Below are 18,661 nucleotides of genomic sequence, written 5' to 3'. Positions count from 1 at the left end.
TTCGGAAAATATAAACGTTTAAATAATTGTAATTCTATATTTTGTAAAATAAAAAATGTTTTACAAAATAATTACAATCATTTTTTATTATATCAGGTCAAAATCATTCTAACTTTGACATATCAAATTAATCGATTAAAATTTAAAAAGATGAAAAAATTTTTCGCAGTAGTTGCAGTAGCAGCTTTATCATTAGGAGCAGTATCTTGTGGAGAGAAAACTGAAGAAGCACCAGTAGAAGAAGCACCAGCAGTTGATTCTTTAGCTACAGCAGCTAACGATTCTACAGCAGTTGATTCTACAGCAGTTGCTCCAACTGATTCTACAGCAGTTGCTCCAGTAGCTGATTCTACAGCAGTTGCTAAATAATTTATAGCGAAGCTAAAATATAAATGCGCTCAACTAGGTTGAGCGCATTTTTTATGTTATAAATTCATCATGAATCTTAAAGTAGATTTCCGTCAAATTTTCCTGATTGTATTTTTTTATCAAGTTCTGCTTGAATATCCTCTAAAACAGGGCGAACAGTAGATTCTGGAATATCAGAAACTCTAATATACATTAAGCCATCAATTGCATCATTAAATTTTGGATCAACATTGAAAGCAATCACTTTTGCGTTTTGTTTGATGTATTTCTTAATCAAAACAGGTAATCTCAACATATTTGGCTCAAGCTCATCAATTAACTTATCAAATTTATTCAAATCAGCTTCAGATTCATCGAAAATAAATTCTTTATCTTCCTCTTTCAGCTTAACCTTAAACTCATTTTTTGCTCTCACATACTGCGCTACAGTAGAATCGTAATAATGAGATTTCATAAATTCGATCATCAAAGATTTTGAGAAATCAGAAAACTGATTACTAATACTCACTCCTCCAATAATAAATTTCTGATTTGGATTTCTCAACGTTACATGCACAATTCCTCTCCATAATAAGAACAATGGCATCGGCTTTTGTTGATATTCAGCTGAAACGAAAGCACGTCCCATTTCGATACATTTCTTGAAAAATGGATGAATTTCTGGATCAAAATTGAATAATTCATGAACATAAAATCCATTAATTCCATATTTTTCATACACTTCCGAACCAATCGCCATACGATATGCTCCAACAATTTTATTCGTATCCTTATCCCACAAAAATAAATGGTGATAATGATTATCAAATCGATCAAGGTCAATTTCATCATTTGTACCTTCACCTATCGCACGGAATGTTATCTCGCGTAAACGACCAATTTCCCTTAATATATTTGGAATTTGTTGAGCTGTAGAAAAGAAACATTCGTAATTATTATTTGTAAACAATAATGCTTGTTCATCTTTTCGTAAAGTTTCAATATCTTGAATTAATAAGTCTAAAGCTGTTTCCGAAATAATCGGCTTAACCTTTTTACTAGAAGAAGATAAGCTTGGTAAATTCGGCATTTTCAACTCAATATTCGAAGGGTTTTTCAATACTTGAGTTAAACTTCTTTTTTGTTTGTAATAAGACGAAAGCATGTATGTTTTCTTTCTCAAAAACTCAGAATAATCTTCTATAGACACATGCTCGTCTTGTTGTTTTTGTAAAATTGGTTTTCCAATACGAATCTGAATTGGTCGTGTTCTTTTCTTCATCATTTCAGCTGGCAACATTGCCGTTTGAAAATCTGGATGAATCTTCGCTACACGGTAAAAAATATTACTATTTCGCGCTCTAAAAAACATTGGAACAACAGGAACTTTCGCTTTTTTGATCAACTTCATCGCTGATTCTTGCCATTCTCTGTCAATAATTCTACTTTCGTCATCTCGATAAGAAACTTCTCCCGCAGGAAAAATCCCTAAACAACCTCCAGCTCTTAACAATTTTAATGCATCGCGCATTCCTGAAAGGCTACTGTATGCATCTTTACGTGTTTCGAAAGGATTAACTGGAATAATCATAGGTTCTAATGGTTTAATTTTTTGCAATAAAAAATTACCCATTACCTTGAAATCAGGACGAATTTTTGACATAAAATGCATCAAAATAATTCCATCCAACGCTCCAAGCGGATGATTAGAAATAATAATAAAAGGTCCTTCTTTTGGAATACGTTTTAAATCTTCTTCATGGATTTCGTAATCCATTCCCAAATCATCAATCAAATAATCCAAAAAAGGTTCGCATTGCAAATGCTTTCCACGATTGTACAAATCGTTTAACTGATCTATACTGAAAATTTTTTTCAATGCCCAAGCCACAGGTTTTCCTAAAACACCAATTTTAGAAAGACCCGAAGCTGAATAGATATCTTGTGTCGTGATTAAACTCATTTAAGCTTTAACAACTATTTGTAATGTTTCGCGCACTGTTTGTCGCAATAATTCTTTTTCTTTTGAAACAACTTTGTCAGAATCTGCATCGAAATGGCGAATTGTGTACAATAAAACATTGTTTTCTTCCTGCACTTTATACTCTTCGTTCATATCTGCAACAAACTTTTCTAAGTTGTCATATTTATCCTCCAAACATAAAGATAATGAAATTGCTGAATTTTGCATCAAATTTACTTTGATTTGATAATCATATAGTTTATTGAAAATTCCGCTCAATTTATCTTCTGTAATAAAAGAGAAATCTTTACTTGATAAACGAATCAAATGTTGCTCTCTTTTTAGGATAAAACAAGGTACTTTTGGATCTAATGGTTGACCTTTCGCTACCTCTGTTCCTGCTTCTGTAGGATTAATAAATGATTTTACGAAGAAAGGAATTTCTTTTTGTTGAAGCGGCTGTAACGTTTTCGGGTGAATAACAGATGCACCATAATACGCCAACTCTATTGCTTCTTCATATGAAATATGATTTAACAGCTCAGCATTATCAAAATAACGTGGATCAGCATTCAAAACTCCAGGAACATCTTTCCAAATCGTCATGTTATCCGCATTTAAACAATAAGCAAAAATCGCCGCAGAATAATCTGAACCTTCACGCCCTAAAGTTGTTGTGAAAAAGTTAGGATCAGAACCTAAGAAACCTTGGGTAATAAACAAACCTGTGTTTGGTAAACGTTTAATACTTTCTTCTGTTAATGCCCAATTTACTTTTCCTTCACGATATGTATTATCTGTTTTGATATAATCGCGAACATCTAACCATTCGTTATTAATTTGTATCGAATTAAGATACATACTGATGATTTTTGTCGAAATTAATTCTCCACAACAAACCACTTGATCATACACATAGCTATAATTTGGTGATTTGTTACGTCTTAAAAACGAAACAATATCATCAAAAAATTGCGAAATTTCGTTAGAAACCTCAGCTGGATTATCAAATAATTCTGTCGCTAAAGCAATGTGCTGTTCTTTTACTTCGTTAATTGTTTTTTCGAAATCTTGTTTTTCAAAATAGCGTTTGACTACCTCTTCCAATGCATTTGTTGTCTTGCCCATAGCAGAAACAATGATACATGTATTTTCGTAACCAACAGATTGCAATAAACTCGCAACATTTCTAACGCCGGCTGCATCTTTCACCGAAGCACCACCGAATTTGAAAACTTTCATTTCTATAAAAACTTTTTTTTGTAAATATTTAACTTGCAAATATAACCAAACTACACTTTATATGTTGACCGATTTTAATTAAAATAAAAAATAAATTTGAATGATGATTTTCACGTATTTAGATTAATTTCAAACGTTTGAAATGATATAAAATTGAGTTATTATTCCGATATTTGACCAGCAAAACATAATTATGAATACTAATTCTCATCAAACTCTTGGAGAGTTTATCATAGAAAATCAAGCAGATTTTATTTACTCATCCGGAGAATTATCTAGATTACTGAGTTCTATTAAATTAGCTACAAAAGTTGTTAATTATAAAGTAAACAAAGCAGGACTTGTAAATATCTTAGGCGAATTCGGAAATGAAAATGTCCAAGGAGAAAAACAACAAAAATTAGATGTTTTCGCAAACGATACGTTTATCGAAACGTTGTCGCAACGCGAAGTTGTTTGTGGTATTGCTTCGGAAGAAAACGAAGATTTTATCGCGATTCAACCTTCAAAAAATTCAAAAAACAGTAAATATGTTGTGTTGATTGATCCACTTGATGGCTCATCAAACATCGACGTAAATGTTTCTGTTGGAACAATTTTCTCAATCTACCACCGTGTTTCTGAACCTGGAACACCTGTTACAAAAGCAGATTTCTTACAACCAGGAAATAAGCAAGTTGCTGCGGGATATGTAATTTATGGAACATCGACAATGTTAGTTTATACAACAGGAAATGGTGTAAATGGATTTACATTGAACCCAGGAATCGGAACGTTCTATTTATCTCATCCAAATATGTGTATTCCAGAAGATGGACACATTTATTCAGTTAACGAAGGTAATTATGTAAAATTCCCTCAAGGGGTTAAAAATTACATCAAATACTGTCAGGCAGATGAGGAAGATCGTCCGTACACTTCTCGTTACATTGGTTCTTTATGCTCAGATTTTCACCGAAACATGCTGAAAGGAGGAATTTATATTTATCCTTCTGGAACAAATAATCCGAACGGAAAATTACGTTTATTGTACGAATGCAACCCGATGGCTTTTATCGCGGAACAAGCAGGAGGAAAAGCTTCTGACGGTTTCCAACGCATTATGGATATTGAACCTACAGAATTACACCAACGTATTCCTTTCTTTTGCGGATCGAAAAATATGGTCGAAAAAGCAGAAGAATTTATGCGAAATGAAGAATTGAAATAATCATTTCAAAAAACATAAATAATAAAAAATCCGCTCGATGAGCGGATTTTTTTGTTATCTAAACATTCAATTAAGGAATTGCAATACCTGGATAATTTCCTGGGTAAACGTGTCTTAAAGTTGAATGATATTTTTGGTTGATTGCATCAGCAAACATATTTGCGACAATTGCATATCCAGTTCCAGTTAAGTGAACTCCATCTAATGAGAACGCTCCACCAGAAACGAAAGTTGTTGTATATGTTTGTCCGTAATATTTAATCCCTGATTGAGAACTTAATTTTTTCATTTCAGAATATGCATCAACTAAAGCTAAATTATAAGCAGTTGCTAACTCCGCAATTGCTGCATTGTATTTAACTACAGCTGCTTCTGCTTTCGCAGTTTCTTTTGCTGTTAATACATAATTATCTGTCATTGGATAACTAACACCTACTACTGATAATTTACCAGCTTTCTCTTGAGTTAACCCTAACTTCATTAATTCTGCAACTCTATTTGTGTCAACTTTTCCAATTACAGATGAAGAAGTCAAAACCAATAAATCTTTTGCTGTTGCTTGACGAGCTTGTCCATAAGTAATTCCAAACAAAGTTGCAGTACCAGTATCATATCCTGCTTTAATTAATGCAGCAGTAATCGTTGTTGATAAATCCGCTAAATCTTTATCTTTAATTACTACAGCACTTGCAGCAGTCTTAGAAAAAGAAATTTTTCTTTCTGAAGCACCAACTGCATCAAATACTTGATTTAATCCTGCATAAGTTGCATTCAATTCATCAATCATTGGTGCAAAACTTGGATTTGCTGGTGATAAAGGTGCGTATGGAACCGTTGTAAAATATGGAATAGATGTTACAGAAGGAATATTTGCAATAACTCCTTTTGCTCCTACCGATGTTAATGCTTTTAATCCATCATTAATTGTAGATTTTACCACATTTACATTAGAAATATCATTACTTCCATAAGTTCTTGGATCAACATTATTTGTTTCATTATGATCTACTCCAACTCCTCCAGATGTTGCATAACCTAATACATCATTGTTCCCAATCCAATAAGAGAAAAATGTTGGCTTTTGAGCAACTGCATCTGCAACTACAGAAGTTGTCGCACCACTTGCAAAACGTACAAAATAAGGATTCGCTGTTGCTGGATCAGTTTTTAAGCCTGCTGGATTTCCATAACCTGGCGCAACTAAATGATAAGACTTAGCACCTGGAACTCCCATATTTTGAAACTTTCCTTTATCTGCTAAGATATCTAAAGCTCCACCCGCAGCACTTGGAACTGGTGTTAAAGCTCCATTTACAATTTGTAAATTCAATTTACCTGGAAAACCTGGTAAATCAGTAAATCCACCTGTATCATTTGACATATATGGAATTTTAAATTCTCCTCCTCCTGCAGCTTTCATCAATCCAGCTAACATGTTTGGGTAAGAATTTTCTTGTCCAGATTTGTACAATGCATTATCTCTATAACCAGAAGTTAACGAGTTTCCTAATGCGATATATGTAGAAAAGTTTGCTTCACCAGCAGAAACTTGAATATCTTCAATTGGATGTTCGAAATCTTCGCTACAGTTAAACATCGTAGCAGCTAATGCAACTAATACTATTTTATTTAAGTGTTTCATTTTTGTCTTATTTTAAGTTGTACGATACGCCTAAACCAAAGTTTATAGCACGCATTTTAACATCTCCAGAGAAGTTTTGTTGAATATTATCAATATGTCTTTCGTCTCCTTTTACATATGATCCAAATAAATCAACATTAAATCCTGACTCGAATCTAAATCCTAATCCAGCTGAAACTGAATTTAAGTTAGAACTTGGTGTTTCTGATGACCAATAAGCTGATGGCACTGGTGATTTATCGTGATAATAACCAACACGTCCAACAATCATCTCGCTGAAAGTATACTCAGCTCCAAAACGGAATAATGTATTGTCTTTCCAGTTTTTCGTAGAAGATGATGTGTAGAAAGTATTAGAAGCATCATTATATAAATTGATATCTAAACTTTTGTAACGTGTCCAGTTTTGCCAAACTACATCTCCAAAAAGTTCTAATTGTGGTAAAACTTTGTATGACATCCCAAATGTAAACTCTGATGGTAATGGTAAAGTTGTATTCCATTTATCTGTATTAAAAGGTACATTAGATGCAATTCCAGAAGGAACATTCGACCATGTAACATCACCTTTGTTTGCAGAAACATCTACATTAGAACGGTACGCAATTCCAACTCCAAATTTATCTGTTGGCTTGAACATTGCTCCAACATTAAATCCTAAACCATGGGCATCTTTATCCTCTAATTTAAGTTTAATATCATTTCCAGCAACTGTTTGTACTTTCTCTAATTTAGCTGTTCCGTGTGTATAAATGAAACCTACACCCAAACTAAACCAGTCAGAAAAACGATATGCAACCGTTGGCTGAATATTGAATGCTTTCAAGTCAATATGTGTAATATTTGCTTTGTTTTGCCAATCTTCTGGCCACGTAACCGAACTACCAAAAGGCGTCGTAACACTCAATCCAATTGCTAAATCATCTACAGGCTTGTAACTAACTGCCAAATACATTGGTGTTCCTAATTTACTATCTGTTTCTGCTTTTTGTAACGTCATTGGATCTTGCCATTTTACGTCAGTTTTTACACCAAAACCTCCGACAGCAATACTCAATTTACTATCAACAAAAGCTAAACCTGCAGGATTATAAAACGCAACACTCGCATCGTGAGTTTGTGTTGCAGAAGTTCCCCCCAATGCTGCTTGGCGAACTCCTTGTAAAGCAACTCGGTATCCACCTGCAAATGCAGAAGAAGATAAGCCGATTAATGCTAAGGTTAAGAAAATTTTCTTCATATTTTTTGTTCGTTTTTAATAATTCCTTTAAACAAAAATAACATAATTTTATAATAACGTTATGTTAACATAATAAATTTTGAAAAAATCTTTACTATTAAGGCTTTCAGCCAGAATAACATTCGTGTAAAATATACACTATTGATAAATTTCTTTGATTTTTTCAGATATAATATAACCTTCAGACCAACATGCCTGAAAATTGAATCCACCTGTTATAGCATCAATATTTAAAACCTCTCCAGCCATAAACAATTGTGGGATTTTTTTTGCTTGCATCGAATGAAAATCAATTTCTTTCAAATCGACACCGCCTGCCGTTACAAACTCATCTTTGAACGTACTTTTTCCATTAATTTGGTATTTTCCTTGCGTCAATTCTATTGCAATTGCTTCGATGTGTTTTTTCGATAAATCTGCATAAACCTTGTTTTCATCTATATTACAATAGCTCAGAATACTAAACCAAAAACGCTTCGGAAAATCGAATGGATTATTTTTATGCACATTTTTCTTAGCATCAACTTGTTTTTTATCATTCAAAAATGAAATGATTTCGTCTTTAGATTGATTTACAAAATTGATTTCAGTTTCGAATTTATAATTGCTTTCATTCAATTTTAAAGCACCCCAAGCCGATAATCTCAAAATCGCTGGTCCACTAAATCCCCAATGCGTAATTAGTAACGGACCTTCTTCTTCTAATTTTTGTTGATTGATTTTGACTTCAGCATTATCGAAAGAAATTCCCATCAATCCTTCAATTCGAGGATCTTTGCAATTAAACGTGAATAAAGAAGGAACTGGTTGAACGATTTTCAAACCTATATTTTTCAAACTTTTCCAAAATTTAGGCGTACTTCCTGTTGTCACAATCACCGTTTCGAAAAAATGTTTTCCTGATTTTGTTATCAATTCATAACCACCATCAACTTTATTAATTTCTTGCACACCGTCTGAGAAATTAAGCTGAACTTTATTTTTATCAACCGCTTTTGTCAAAGCCTCTATAATCGAAAGTGAAGAATCGCTAACTGGAAAAATACGGTTATCGTCTTCTATTTTCAATTCTACTCCGCGCTCATCAAACCAAGCCATTGTATCACCCGGTTGAAACGTGTAAAAAACACTTAATAATTCCTTTCTTCCACGCGGATAAAACTCGACCAAATCAAGCGGATCAAAACATGCATGCGTAACATTACATCTTCCTCCGCCCGAAATGCGTACTTTTTGAAGCGGTAAATTTGCTTGTTCAAACAATATAGTTTGTTGTCCTACAGTTTTTCCAAGGTTTGCAGCAACAAAATATCCTGCGGCACCACCTCCTACTATGGCTATTCTTTTCACGAGACAAAGGTAAAGTTTTATTTTTAACAGAATTTTTGATAAAAAAAGGAAATGTTTTCACATCTCCTTCTAAACTTTTTGTTCATGAAAAACGAACAAAGGTGTAATATTTTTATTTGCAATTTTCTTTGTAAATCCTGGTGAAAAAATCTTATCAAAAAACCCTTTATTGCGGCTTACAACCGTCAACAAATCTATTTGTTTTTCCTTGATAAAATCCAACACCGCATTTACAGGATCTGCATCATGATAAACTTCAAATACAATTGGATCTCCAGCAAACTGATCTTGCCAATCTTTCATCGCTTGTTGATTAAATTTTCCGTCTTTCGAAACGTGCATGCAATGAATTTTTGCATGATGACGATTTGCAATTTCGATCAAATACTTCAATGCATCTTTATCTTTTTGATCAAAAACAGTAGTAAAACCAATATTCTTAAATCCTTTGAAAGACATTCCATGCGGAATACTAAGAATTGGAACTTTCATCGACGTAATCGCATTTATCGTATTCGAACCGAAAAGCATTTTTTCTATTCCTGAATTTCCGTCTGTTCCCATCACTACAAAATCAACGCTTTCTTCTCCAATAATTTCACGTAAAATATATAAGAAATTTCCTTCTTCTAAGATAAATTTGATTGGAATTTCATTCAAATCATTTTCAACAGCTATTTGTCTTAATTGCGGAATATTATCTTTGAAGTTGTCAAAACTTCCTAATTCTACCGTTTCATATACATTCTGAATCAATCCAGCACTCAAACTTCCTGTAATCATTGGCAATTCGTAAACATGCAACACATAAACTTGTGCATCGATACTTTTTGCAAGATTTAGTGCATATAAAAAGGCGTTATTAGCTGTTTCTGAGAAATCTGTCGGGAACAATATTTTTTTCATCTTTTCGTGTTTTGTACTCAAAAGTTACGAATAATTTTATTTCAACACGAAAAAAGCTCAATCTATTTCTACAGATTAAGCTTTTTGTATATTCAGTATAAATTATCTTATTCGTGGAAAACAAACAAAGGCACGTTGTGTTGTGTCAAAATTTTCTTTGTAAAACTTGGTGAAAATAATTTCTCGAAGAAGCCTTTGTTACGGCTAACTACTGTCAACAAATCAATTTTTTCTTCTTTAATAAATTCCAAAACTGCATCTACAGATTCATCCGCAGTATAAATAAAAAAATCTACAGGTTCATCTTTATAATATTCTTTCCAATGATTAAGCGTCGGAATATCGTAATTTCCATCTTTCGAAACGTGTAAGCAATGCACTTTTGCTTTATAGCGATAAGCAATTTCGGTTAAATAATCTAAGGCTTTGCGGTCTTTATCTTGGAAAATTGTCGTAAATCCAATATTATTTATTCCTTTGAATTCGTAACCATTTGGCACGCTCAATACCGGAATTTTAAGATGTTTTATTGCATTCATCGTATTCGAACCAAAAAGGACTTTATCAAATCCTGTATTTCCAGTCGTTCCCATTACTACAAAATCCACTTTTTCATCTTCGATAAATGTTGGCAATACAAACGAAAGCATTCCTTCTTTTACGAAAAATTTCAAATCAACATTTGCAAAACCATTATCCTCAGCCATTTTTCTCAAGAACGGAATATGATCTTTTAAATTCTCGAAATTATTTAATTCAATTGTATTATAAACATCTTGCAAAATACCAGCATCGATTCCTCCACTTACCATTGGATACTGAAAAGCATGCAAAACATATAATTCTGCATTTTGATTTTCGGCTAAATTTAACGCATACAAAAACGCATTATTTGCTGTTTCTGAAAAATCTGTTGGAAATAATATTTTTTTCATAATCTGTCTGTTTAATAGCTTTTTAAAGATACAAATTATTAAATATCTATATTTTAATTTGATGTTAAATCTTATTGTTTTTTATTATTTACGATGATTAAAAATATTATCATTTTCGTATAAATAGTAATCCGTAACTTTGTACCTTAAATAATTTTTCAATTCATGAATAATAAATATTTTCAAAAAACCATTATTCGATGGTCAGATTTGGATGCTAATCGCCATTTAGCGAACGCTTCGTATATGAATTTTACAAGTTTTGCACGTATTGCTTTTTTGAGAGATTATGGCATTTCGATGAAAAATTTGGAGGAATATGGAATTGGACCAGCTATTTTGCACGAACAATTTTCTTTTTTTAAGGAAGCTATGGAAGGTGAAGAAATTTATATTTCGGTAGAAATTGGTGGAATGTCGGAAGATGGAATGATTTATCAATTTATTCATAATTTATATAACCAAGATGGTGTACATCTTTGCCATTCTGAATTGACAGGTGTTTGGTTTTCGATGTCGAAAAGAAAAATGCAAGCACCACCAACAGAAATGTTAGAAAATATTAAAAAATCATTTGAAGGACAAACCGTCAAAACAATGTCGAAACAGGACATTATCAATTTACCTTTTCGTTCAGAAAATATAGATCCTTCAATCTTTACTCAAAAATAAAATCATGTTAGAAGATAAAAACGTTTCAAAAACAAGTTTAGCCGAAATTGGAGAATTTGGTTTAATTAACCAAATCAAAGAAGGTTTTCCAATCAAATTAGAAAGTTCTATCAAAGGAATTGGTGACGATGCGGCTGTTCTTGATTATAAAAAAGAGAAAATTGTGGTTTCTACTGATATGTTAGTAGAAGGCGTAAATTTTAGCTGGTCGTATATGCCTTTACGTCACTTGGGGTACAAAGCGGTTGTGACGGCAATTAGTGATATTTTGGCGATGAATGCTATTCCAAAACAATTGTTGATTTCGATGGCAATTTCGAATCGTTTTACGATAGAAGCTGTGGACGAAATTTACAACGGAATGAAATACGCTTGCGATAAATACAATATCGATATTGTGGGAGGCGATACAACTTCTTCTGTTAGCGGACTTGTTTTGAGTATGACTGCAATTGGCTCGGCTCCAGAAAAAGATTTGACTTATAGAAATGGTGCGAAGGAAAATGATTTGGTTGTTCTTTCTGGAGATTTAGGTGCTTCTTTTCTTGGTTTGCAAGTTTTGGAACGCGAAGCGCAAGTTTCAAAAGTGAATCCTAATAATCAACCAGATTTCGAAAATTATTCATATTTAATTGAACGTCAATTAAAACCTGAAGCGCGTTTGGATATTATCAATCTTTTGAAAGAGTTGAAAGTTAAACCAACTTCTATGATTGATATTTCGGACGGATTATCTTCTGAAATTATTCATATCTCAAAAGAAAGTGGTGTTGGAATTAATATATACGAAGAAAAAATCCCGTTAGATTCTGTTGTTATTCGCACAGCCGAAGAATTCAAAATCAATCCAATCACATGTGCTTTAAGCGGTGGAGAAGATTACGAATTATTGTTTACAATTGATCAAAAAGATTTTGAAAAAATCAAAGGAAATCCACATTTAACGGTAATTGGTCATGTAACTGGTAAAAACGAAGAAAACTATTTGATTACTCGTGGAAGTGAGCAAATGGTTCCATTAACTGCACAAGGTTGGGGAGTTGAAACGGAAGAAGAATAGGTTAATGAGATAATTCGCTAATTAAAAAATGTGATCCTTAAACGAGTTCAGATGACTTAACGAATTATCAAAACAAAACGTGTCAAGCTGATTTCATTTCAGCTTCTCTTCAAAATAATAAAATCAAAAAGCATTCAAGAAATTGGATGCTTTTTTAGTTGAAATAAGTTGTAATTTAGTTCTATTAATTAACCACTTATGAAATACTTTTTACTTTCATTTATTCTATTTTTTTGTTCATGTTCATCAACATTCAATTCTACTTATAAGAGCAAACAACTAAAAAAAACAGTTGATACTTTTATTGAATTAGGAGAAAAACATAATGAACGTATTAATCCTAATAATTCTTATTTAATTCTAGGTTTTGATAAATTAAAAAGTCCTGATAGAAAAGTTTTTTTTAATAATGCTGAATTTGGAGTTGGAATTACTTTTATGGCATACTTAGGATCTTGTAACACAAATGAGAAAACTCAACAATATGAGTATAAAAACTATACAATTGCTATTATAGATTCTGCTGACATTAATTTTAAAAGGTATAAATTTTTAAAACCAATAAATTCTAAGAAATTAAATTTAAACGAAAATACCTTCCAATGTAAACATGGTACGAGTAATCCATTGTATTATTCATTTTATTTTGATAAAAAAGGAATTATCTAATCTATTGATCCTTGGGGAAAAAGGAAATTAATTCGAGATAAGTTAATTGAAAAAGGATTCAACATAAACTTAAATTCTGATGAAGTATACTCTAAAGGAGCTGTAGACTTAGAAGAATAAAAATCATAAAAAAAGCTCGAAGTAATAAGTTCGAGCTTTTATATTGTTAGCATTTTCGCTGTCGAATTATCAATTAAGATAATGGTTCAACTGAAACGTAAGATCTATCGTTACGTTTTTTAGTGAAAACTACTTTTCCGTCAATTAAAGCGAATAATGTGTGATCTTTACCGATTCCTACATTATCACCAGGATGATGTTGAGTACCTCTTTGACGAACAATAATGTTACCAGCGATTGCTGCTTGTCCACCAAAAATTTTAACACCTAAACGTTTCGAATGTGATTCACGACCATTTTTCGAACTTCCGACCCCTTTCTTATGTGCCATTTCGTTTTGTTTTTAAGAGTTAATAATTAATCTCAGCTCAATCTTAACCGATTGAAGCTACTTCAATTTTAGTGAATTGTTGACGATGACCGTTAGACTTTTGGTAACCTTTTCTTCTTTTCTTTTTGAAAACGATTACTTTGTCTCCTTTCACGTGTTCAACGATTTTAGCTACTACGGTAACTCCGTCTATAACTGGGGCGCCGACAGTGATTGCTCCGTTATCTGTTAATAAAACACGGTCGAATTTTACTTCGTCACCTGCTTCACCAGCTAAACGGTTTACAAACAATTGTTGGTCTTTTTCAACTTTGTATTGAAGCCCTGCTATCTCTACAATTGCGTACATAAATTAATGTTTATAAATGAAAATTGAGTGCAAAGATAATCAAAATTTTGAATTTAGATACTTGAATTCATTGAAATTTAATTAGAAAGATAAAAAAACTATGACATATCTTCTATTTGGATTAATTAAAAATAAGTATCTTTGCCTTTGAGATAATTCATAGATAGATTGGTAGAAATGATTGAAAATTATTCTTTAAAAGATTTAAAAATTGGCGAACAAGCAGTTGTAACAGGGTTTAGTACCGAAGATATTCCTGCAAAGTTTTATGAAATGGGCTTTATTCCTGGAACAAGTTTATTGGTAAAAAATAAGGCTCCATTTGGTGGTCCTATTTGCATCAGTATCATCTCTAATAAGTCTGTTTTAGCTTTAAGAAGAAACGAAGCCGATAAAATTTTGATAACAAAAAAATAATGAATCATTATAAAATTGCCTTAATTGGTAACCCAAATGTTGGTAAAACTTCGTTATTTAATAAATTAACAAATCTTCGTCAAAAAGTTGGGAATTATCCTGGTGTGACGGTAGAAAAGCGCGAAGGTAAAATAGAACGAAATGGAAATAAATTCCAAATTACAGATTTTCCCGGAACGTATACAATTTATCCAAGTTCTTTGGATGAAGAAATTGTATTCAAAACTTTAGGAGACAAAACCAATAGTCATTACCCAAATTTAGCAGTTGTTATTGGTGAGCCATCTAATCTAAAACGATCGATTTTGTTGTATCAACAAGTTCGAGATTTAGACGTTCCTGCAATTTTTGTCATCAATATGAAAGATGAAATCAAAAGCAAGGGACTTAATATTGATTTGAAAAAGTTAGAAGATTTTCTTCAAACAAAAATATACTTAACAAACGCGCGTACAAGCGAAGGAATTGATGAATTAGTAGAAGCTTTTACAAAAGACGCAACTCCATATAATCGTCATTACGAAATTCCGAAAGAGTATCTTTCTATTGTAGAAAAAATCAAGAATGAATTTAATCTTAAATCTGATTATTTAGCTTGGCAATATCTTTCACAGAAAGAAGTTCCGTTCGAATCGAAAGAAAATCTAAGTAAATTAGATACAATTAAAAAAGAAAATTCTATTGTTTCGAAACGATTACAAGTCAAAGAAGCCTTAGATCGAAATAAAATTTTAGAGGAAAAATTAAACGATATTATTTCATATAATTTTGACGGAAATGAAACCTTAACCGATAAAATTGATAAAACATTGATTCATCCAGTTTTTGGATACATCATCTTTTTAGGAATTTTATTATTAATCTTTCAAGCTGTTTATGCGTGGTCTGCACCATTAATGACAATGGTCGAAGATTTATTTGGTTGGATCGACGAAAAAGCAATTAGTTTAATACCTGAAGGACCTATCAACGAAATCATTGGAGGTGCAATAATCCCAGGTATAGAAGGGATTGCCGTTTTCGTTCCGCAAATTGCCATTTTGTTTTTATTCATTTCAATAATGGAAGAAACGGGCTACATGAGCCGCGTGGTTTATTTAATGGACAGATGGTTAAAACCATTTGGATTAAGCGGAAAAAGTGTTGTTCCGTTAATTTCTGGAGTTGCCTGTGCCGTTCCTGCAATCATGTCTGCACGTAATATCGAAAATGACAAAGAGCGTCTATTAACGATACTTGTAACGCCTTTTATGACGTGTTCGGCTCGTTTACCAATTTACATCGTTTTAATTGCTTTAGTAATTCCCGACGAACATATTTTTGGATTAAGTTACCAAGCTTTGGCGTTATTTGTGATGTACATTTTAGGTGTTTTAGGCGCATTAGGAAGTGCTATTTTATTGGATTTAATCATTAAAGCAAAACATAAAAGTTACCTAATTTTAGAAATGCCAACGTACAAACTTCCTGATTGGAAAAATGTTGGAATTAATGTTTGGGAAAAAACGTTAGGATTTTTAGTTGATGCGGGTAAAATCATATTTGCAATTTCGATTATTCTTTGGGTTTTAGGAACTTTCGGACCTGGAGAACAATTCAGAAATGCAGAAGAAATTGTAACTGCTCATCATCCAAAAATGAATGAAGAAGATTTAGCAAATGAAATTGCTTCTTATAAATTAGAACATTCTTATTTGGGTAGATTAGGTTCAGTTATAGAGCCAGTTGTAGAGCCATTAGGATACGATTGGAAGATGGGAATTGGTTTGATTTCGTCATTCGCTGCGCGTGAAGTTTTTGTCGGAACAATGTCAACGGTTTACAGTTTAGGAGAAGTTGATGTAGAGGACAATGGTCAAAAAGATCGTTTACTTCATCGTATGAAAAATGAGATCAACCAAAACACAGGAGAACCAGCATATAACCTCGCTACAGGAGTTTCATTGTTGTTATTTTATGCATTCGCAATGCAATGTATGAGTACAATTGCGATCGTAAAACGCGAAACAAATTCTTGGAAATGGACATTGATTCAGACAGGGTTTATGACAGGTTTGGCATATGTAGTTGCATTTATTGCATATCATTTTTTAAAATAATAGTATGGACAATATTTGGATACAATATATTTTTATCGCTTTCCTTTTCGGATTTGCAGTTTGGTATGTTGTAAAATTAATTAGAAACTCATTTAGTTCAAAAGGAGGCGGATGCTCAAAAGGCTGTGGTTGTTCTCCAAGCAAAGATGAATTTCAAAAAAAAGGCTAACTCTTAAAAGTTAGCCTTTTTTATTTCAAAATTTCGGAGTATTTTTACAAATAGTATAATCATTGAAAATCAATTATTTTAATGATTATCAATTGGTTTTATTTTATTAATTCGGAATATAAATTTTACAAAAAATGGAAACTTGGTTAATCATTTTATTATTAATTTCAGCGATAATTATCTTAGGATTAATTATTTACTTTGTTTCCAAAAAAACTAAACAATCAACTGAGATTTCTGTCGAAGAAATAAGTTCTGTAAAAGAGATTAAAGAAATTCCTTCTGAACCAATCAAAGAAGAGGTTACAAATAAAATCATTTCTCCAACTCCACCAACAGAGGTTATGATTGAAGAAAAACCAACGAATAACCTTAGCATTTCATCTAAAACCGAGAATGACTTACTTCGAAAATTAGAGTTATTTGAGAAGAATAAAGGCTTTACTAAGAAAGATATTAACCTTGCTTCATTATCAAAACAATTTGAAACGAATACAAAATATCTTTCTGAAATCATTAAAACTCATCGTCAAAAGCAATTTAATTCTTATTTGAATGAATTGAGAGTAAATTATATCGTCAATCGACTTCAAAATGAGCCGAAATACATTAACACGAAAGTAAGCTATTTAGCAAGTGATTGCGGATTTGCTTCTCATAGTACTTTTACAACAACTTTTACTCAAATCATGAATGAATCTCCTTCTGCTTTTATAAAAAGAATTAAAGAGGAACAAAAAAATTCATAATTACGAATTAATGAAGTTTATATAATTGAATTTAAAATATATAAACAATTATATTTGTTTTATTTTTTATACCAATCTATGCAAGAGCTATATAAAATACATTCACAAATTTCGATTGTATTTTTTTATTCTTAATTAAGACTTTATCTTTAATCTAAGATTGTGTCTTATGCGAAAAATTGACCCCGAAATACTTGCTCAAAAAATAAAAGAAGGCGATCGTTTTGCCTTATCAAGAGCTATTACACTAGCCGAAAGCAATCGTTTAGACGATTTGAAATTAGCGCAACATATCATTAGTTTATTACCTGTTTCCAAAACTTCAAAAAGAATTGCCATTACAGGAATTCCCGGTGTTGGTAAAAGTACTTTTATCGAATCTTTGGGGAAATATATTCTAAGTAAAGGTGAAAAAGTAGCGATTTTAGCAATTGATCCAAGTAGTTCCCTTTCAAAAGGAAGTATTTTAGGCGACAAAACACGCATGGAGGACTTATCGCGAGAAGAGAATGCTTATATACGTCCAAGCGCTTCTAACGGTTCTTTAGGTGGTGTTACCTCACGTACATATGAAGCAATTTTATTATGCGAAGCAGCAGGGTTTGAAAATATTTTGATTGAAACTGTCGGTGTTGGACAATCTGAAACCTTAGTAAATGAAATTTCAGATCTCTTCTTATTTCTTCAACTTCCGGGTTCTGGAGATGATTTACAAGGAATAAAACGAGGAATTATGGAAATGGCTGATTTAATTTTTGTCAATAAATCAGATTCGTTTCAAGAAAAATTAGTGAAAGATGCAAAATTGGATATTGTTCGTTCATTGCAATTTTTACCAACCAAATCTTCTCAATGGAAAAGAAAATCAATTATCGGTTCTGGATTAATCGGAAAAGGAATTCCTGAACTTTGGGAATTGGTCAATGATTATTTCAATTTTATTAATGAAAATAATTATTACGCATCAAACCGAGAAAAACAACAGCTTAATCAAGCGGAACGCTACACAATTGATTTGATTAATCAACAATTTTTAAAATTACTTAAGGAACACCCACTAGAATTAAGCAAAAATTTATCTGCATTCGAAATGGCAAAAGATTGGTTGAATAACCACACTGAAATTGATGAATTTCTTAATAAGTAAGTTTACGATTATTGAATCAAAATAACAAAAAAACGGCTCAAAA

19 protein-coding genes are annotated in these 18,661 nt (G+C 32.1%); 10 read left to right on the top strand and 9 right to left on the bottom strand.

Annotated features, from left to right (window positions below):
• Nucleotides 1-150: 150 nt before the first annotated feature.
• Nucleotides 151-369, top strand: coding sequence for a hypothetical protein (locus B3I31_RS06705; protein WP_219034267.1), 219 nt, complete (start codon nucleotides 151-153; stop codon nucleotides 367-369).
• A 76-nt stretch (nucleotides 370-445) separates the two neighbouring features.
• On the opposite strand, the gene B3I31_RS06700 is transcribed toward B3I31_RS06705, so the two are convergent.
• Together B3I31_RS06700 and B3I31_RS06695 are read right to left on the bottom strand one after the other, a co-directional pair.
• Complete coding sequence (locus tag B3I31_RS06700) at nucleotides 446-2,311, bottom strand: GNAT family N-acyltransferase (protein WP_219034268.1); 1,866 nt, start codon at nucleotides 2,309-2,311, stop codon at nucleotides 446-448.
• Nucleotides 2,312-3,553, bottom strand: a complete 1,242-nt coding sequence (locus B3I31_RS06695) for an aspartate kinase (RefSeq protein ID WP_219034269.1) — start codon at nucleotides 3,551-3,553, stop codon at nucleotides 2,312-2,314.
• Between the two features lie 193 nt (nucleotides 3,554-3,746).
• Here B3I31_RS06695 and fbp point away from each other — a divergent pair, with 193 nt between their 5' ends.
• On the top strand, nucleotides 3,747-4,763 hold the full coding sequence (gene fbp, locus B3I31_RS06690) for a class 1 fructose-bisphosphatase (protein WP_114998305.1): 1,017 nt from the start codon (nucleotides 3,747-3,749) through the stop codon (nucleotides 4,761-4,763).
• 70 nt (nucleotides 4,764-4,833) lie between these two features.
• Here the strand turns inward: fbp and B3I31_RS06685 are convergent, their stop codons facing one another.
• From B3I31_RS06685 to B3I31_RS06665, 5 genes are all read right to left on the bottom strand, one after another.
• On the bottom strand, nucleotides 4,834-6,405 hold the full coding sequence (locus B3I31_RS06685) for a G-D-S-L family lipolytic protein (RefSeq protein WP_286495448.1): 1,572 nt from the start codon (nucleotides 6,403-6,405) through the stop codon (nucleotides 4,834-4,836).
• Nucleotides 6,406-6,412: 7 nt separating this feature from the next.
• Nucleotides 6,413-7,645: an OmpP1/FadL family transporter gene (locus B3I31_RS06680; protein ID WP_221854422.1), complete on the bottom strand. Its 1,233-nt coding sequence runs from the start codon at nucleotides 7,643-7,645 to the stop codon at nucleotides 6,413-6,415.
• A gap of 138 nt (nucleotides 7,646-7,783) precedes the next feature.
• Complete coding sequence (locus B3I31_RS06675) at nucleotides 7,784-8,995, bottom strand: NAD(P)/FAD-dependent oxidoreductase (RefSeq protein ID WP_286495449.1); 1,212 nt, start codon at nucleotides 8,993-8,995, stop codon at nucleotides 7,784-7,786.
• A 69-nt stretch (nucleotides 8,996-9,064) separates the two neighbouring features.
• Nucleotides 9,065-9,901 carry a universal stress protein gene (locus B3I31_RS06670; protein WP_291046264.1) on the bottom strand — a complete coding sequence of 279 codons (837 nt, stop codon included), beginning with the start codon at nucleotides 9,899-9,901 and terminating at the stop codon, nucleotides 9,065-9,067.
• A 107-nt stretch (nucleotides 9,902-10,008) separates the two neighbouring features.
• Nucleotides 10,009-10,836: a universal stress protein gene (locus B3I31_RS06665; protein WP_114998314.1), complete on the bottom strand. Its 828-nt coding sequence runs from the start codon at nucleotides 10,834-10,836 to the stop codon at nucleotides 10,009-10,011.
• Between the two features lie 165 nt (nucleotides 10,837-11,001).
• Between B3I31_RS06665 and B3I31_RS06660 the strand changes: the two genes are divergently transcribed.
• The 3 genes from B3I31_RS06660 to B3I31_RS06650 all read left to right on the top strand — a co-directional run bounded on the left by B3I31_RS06660 (nucleotide 11,002) and on the right by B3I31_RS06650 (nucleotide 13,237).
• The gene (locus tag B3I31_RS06660; RefSeq protein ID WP_114998316.1) at nucleotides 11,002-11,508 is read left to right on the top strand and encodes an acyl-CoA thioesterase; all 507 of its coding nucleotides are present in this window, start codon (nucleotides 11,002-11,004) and stop codon (nucleotides 11,506-11,508) included.
• Between the two features lie 4 nt (nucleotides 11,509-11,512).
• Nucleotides 11,513-12,568 carry a thiamine-phosphate kinase gene (gene thiL, locus B3I31_RS06655; RefSeq protein WP_125349928.1) on the top strand — a complete coding sequence of 352 codons (1,056 nt, stop codon included), beginning with the start codon at nucleotides 11,513-11,515 and terminating at the stop codon, nucleotides 12,566-12,568.
• A 198-nt stretch (nucleotides 12,569-12,766) separates the two neighbouring features.
• Nucleotides 12,767-13,237, top strand: a complete 471-nt coding sequence (locus tag B3I31_RS06650; protein ID WP_291059422.1) for a hypothetical protein — start codon at nucleotides 12,767-12,769, stop codon at nucleotides 13,235-13,237.
• A gap of 193 nt (nucleotides 13,238-13,430) precedes the next feature.
• Here B3I31_RS06650 and rpmA read toward each other — a convergent pair whose 3' ends face one another.
• Nucleotides 13,431-13,688, bottom strand: a complete 258-nt coding sequence (gene rpmA, locus B3I31_RS06645; RefSeq protein WP_038334883.1) for a 50S ribosomal protein L27 — start codon at nucleotides 13,686-13,688, stop codon at nucleotides 13,431-13,433.
• A gap of 43 nt (nucleotides 13,689-13,731) precedes the next feature.
• Nucleotides 13,732-14,037, bottom strand: coding sequence for a 50S ribosomal protein L21 (rplU, locus tag B3I31_RS06640; protein WP_019975660.1), 306 nt, complete (start codon nucleotides 14,035-14,037; stop codon nucleotides 13,732-13,734).
• A 177-nt stretch (nucleotides 14,038-14,214) separates the two neighbouring features.
• Here rplU and B3I31_RS06635 point away from each other — a divergent pair, with 177 nt between their 5' ends.
• The 5 genes from B3I31_RS06635 to meaB all read left to right on the top strand — a co-directional run bounded on the left by B3I31_RS06635 (nucleotide 14,215) and on the right by meaB (nucleotide 18,618).
• A complete protein-coding gene (locus tag B3I31_RS06635; protein ID WP_114998322.1) occupies nucleotides 14,215-14,454 on the top strand; it encodes a FeoA family protein in 240 nt (79 codons plus the stop codon).
• The gene (gene feoB, locus B3I31_RS06630) at nucleotides 14,454-16,553 is read left to right on the top strand and encodes a ferrous iron transport protein B (protein ID WP_286495452.1); all 2,100 of its coding nucleotides are present in this window, start codon (nucleotides 14,454-14,456) and stop codon (nucleotides 16,551-16,553) included. The genes B3I31_RS06635 and feoB overlap by 1 nt, the downstream gene beginning before the upstream one ends.
• 4 nt (nucleotides 16,554-16,557) lie before the next feature.
• Nucleotides 16,558-16,722: a FeoB-associated Cys-rich membrane protein gene (locus tag B3I31_RS06625; protein ID WP_114998326.1), complete on the top strand. Its 165-nt coding sequence runs from the start codon at nucleotides 16,558-16,560 to the stop codon at nucleotides 16,720-16,722.
• A gap of 134 nt (nucleotides 16,723-16,856) precedes the next feature.
• Entirely contained in the window at nucleotides 16,857-17,471 is a 615-nt protein-coding gene (locus tag B3I31_RS06620) for a helix-turn-helix domain-containing protein (RefSeq protein ID WP_114998328.1), read from the top strand.
• Between the two features lie 169 nt (nucleotides 17,472-17,640).
• Entirely contained in the window at nucleotides 17,641-18,618 is a 978-nt protein-coding gene (gene meaB, locus B3I31_RS06615) for a methylmalonyl Co-A mutase-associated GTPase MeaB (protein WP_125349934.1), read from the top strand.
• Nucleotides 18,619-18,661 lie beyond the last annotated feature (43 nt).

The organism is Empedobacter sp. UBA3475 (assembly GCF_002378465.1).
In the GTDB taxonomy this organism is placed as follows: domain Bacteria; phylum Bacteroidota; class Bacteroidia; order Flavobacteriales; family Weeksellaceae; genus Empedobacter; species Empedobacter falsenii_B.
The sequence above is the reverse complement of the archived record's forward strand: the minus strand, read 5'-3'. Positions and strand labels throughout refer to the sequence as shown.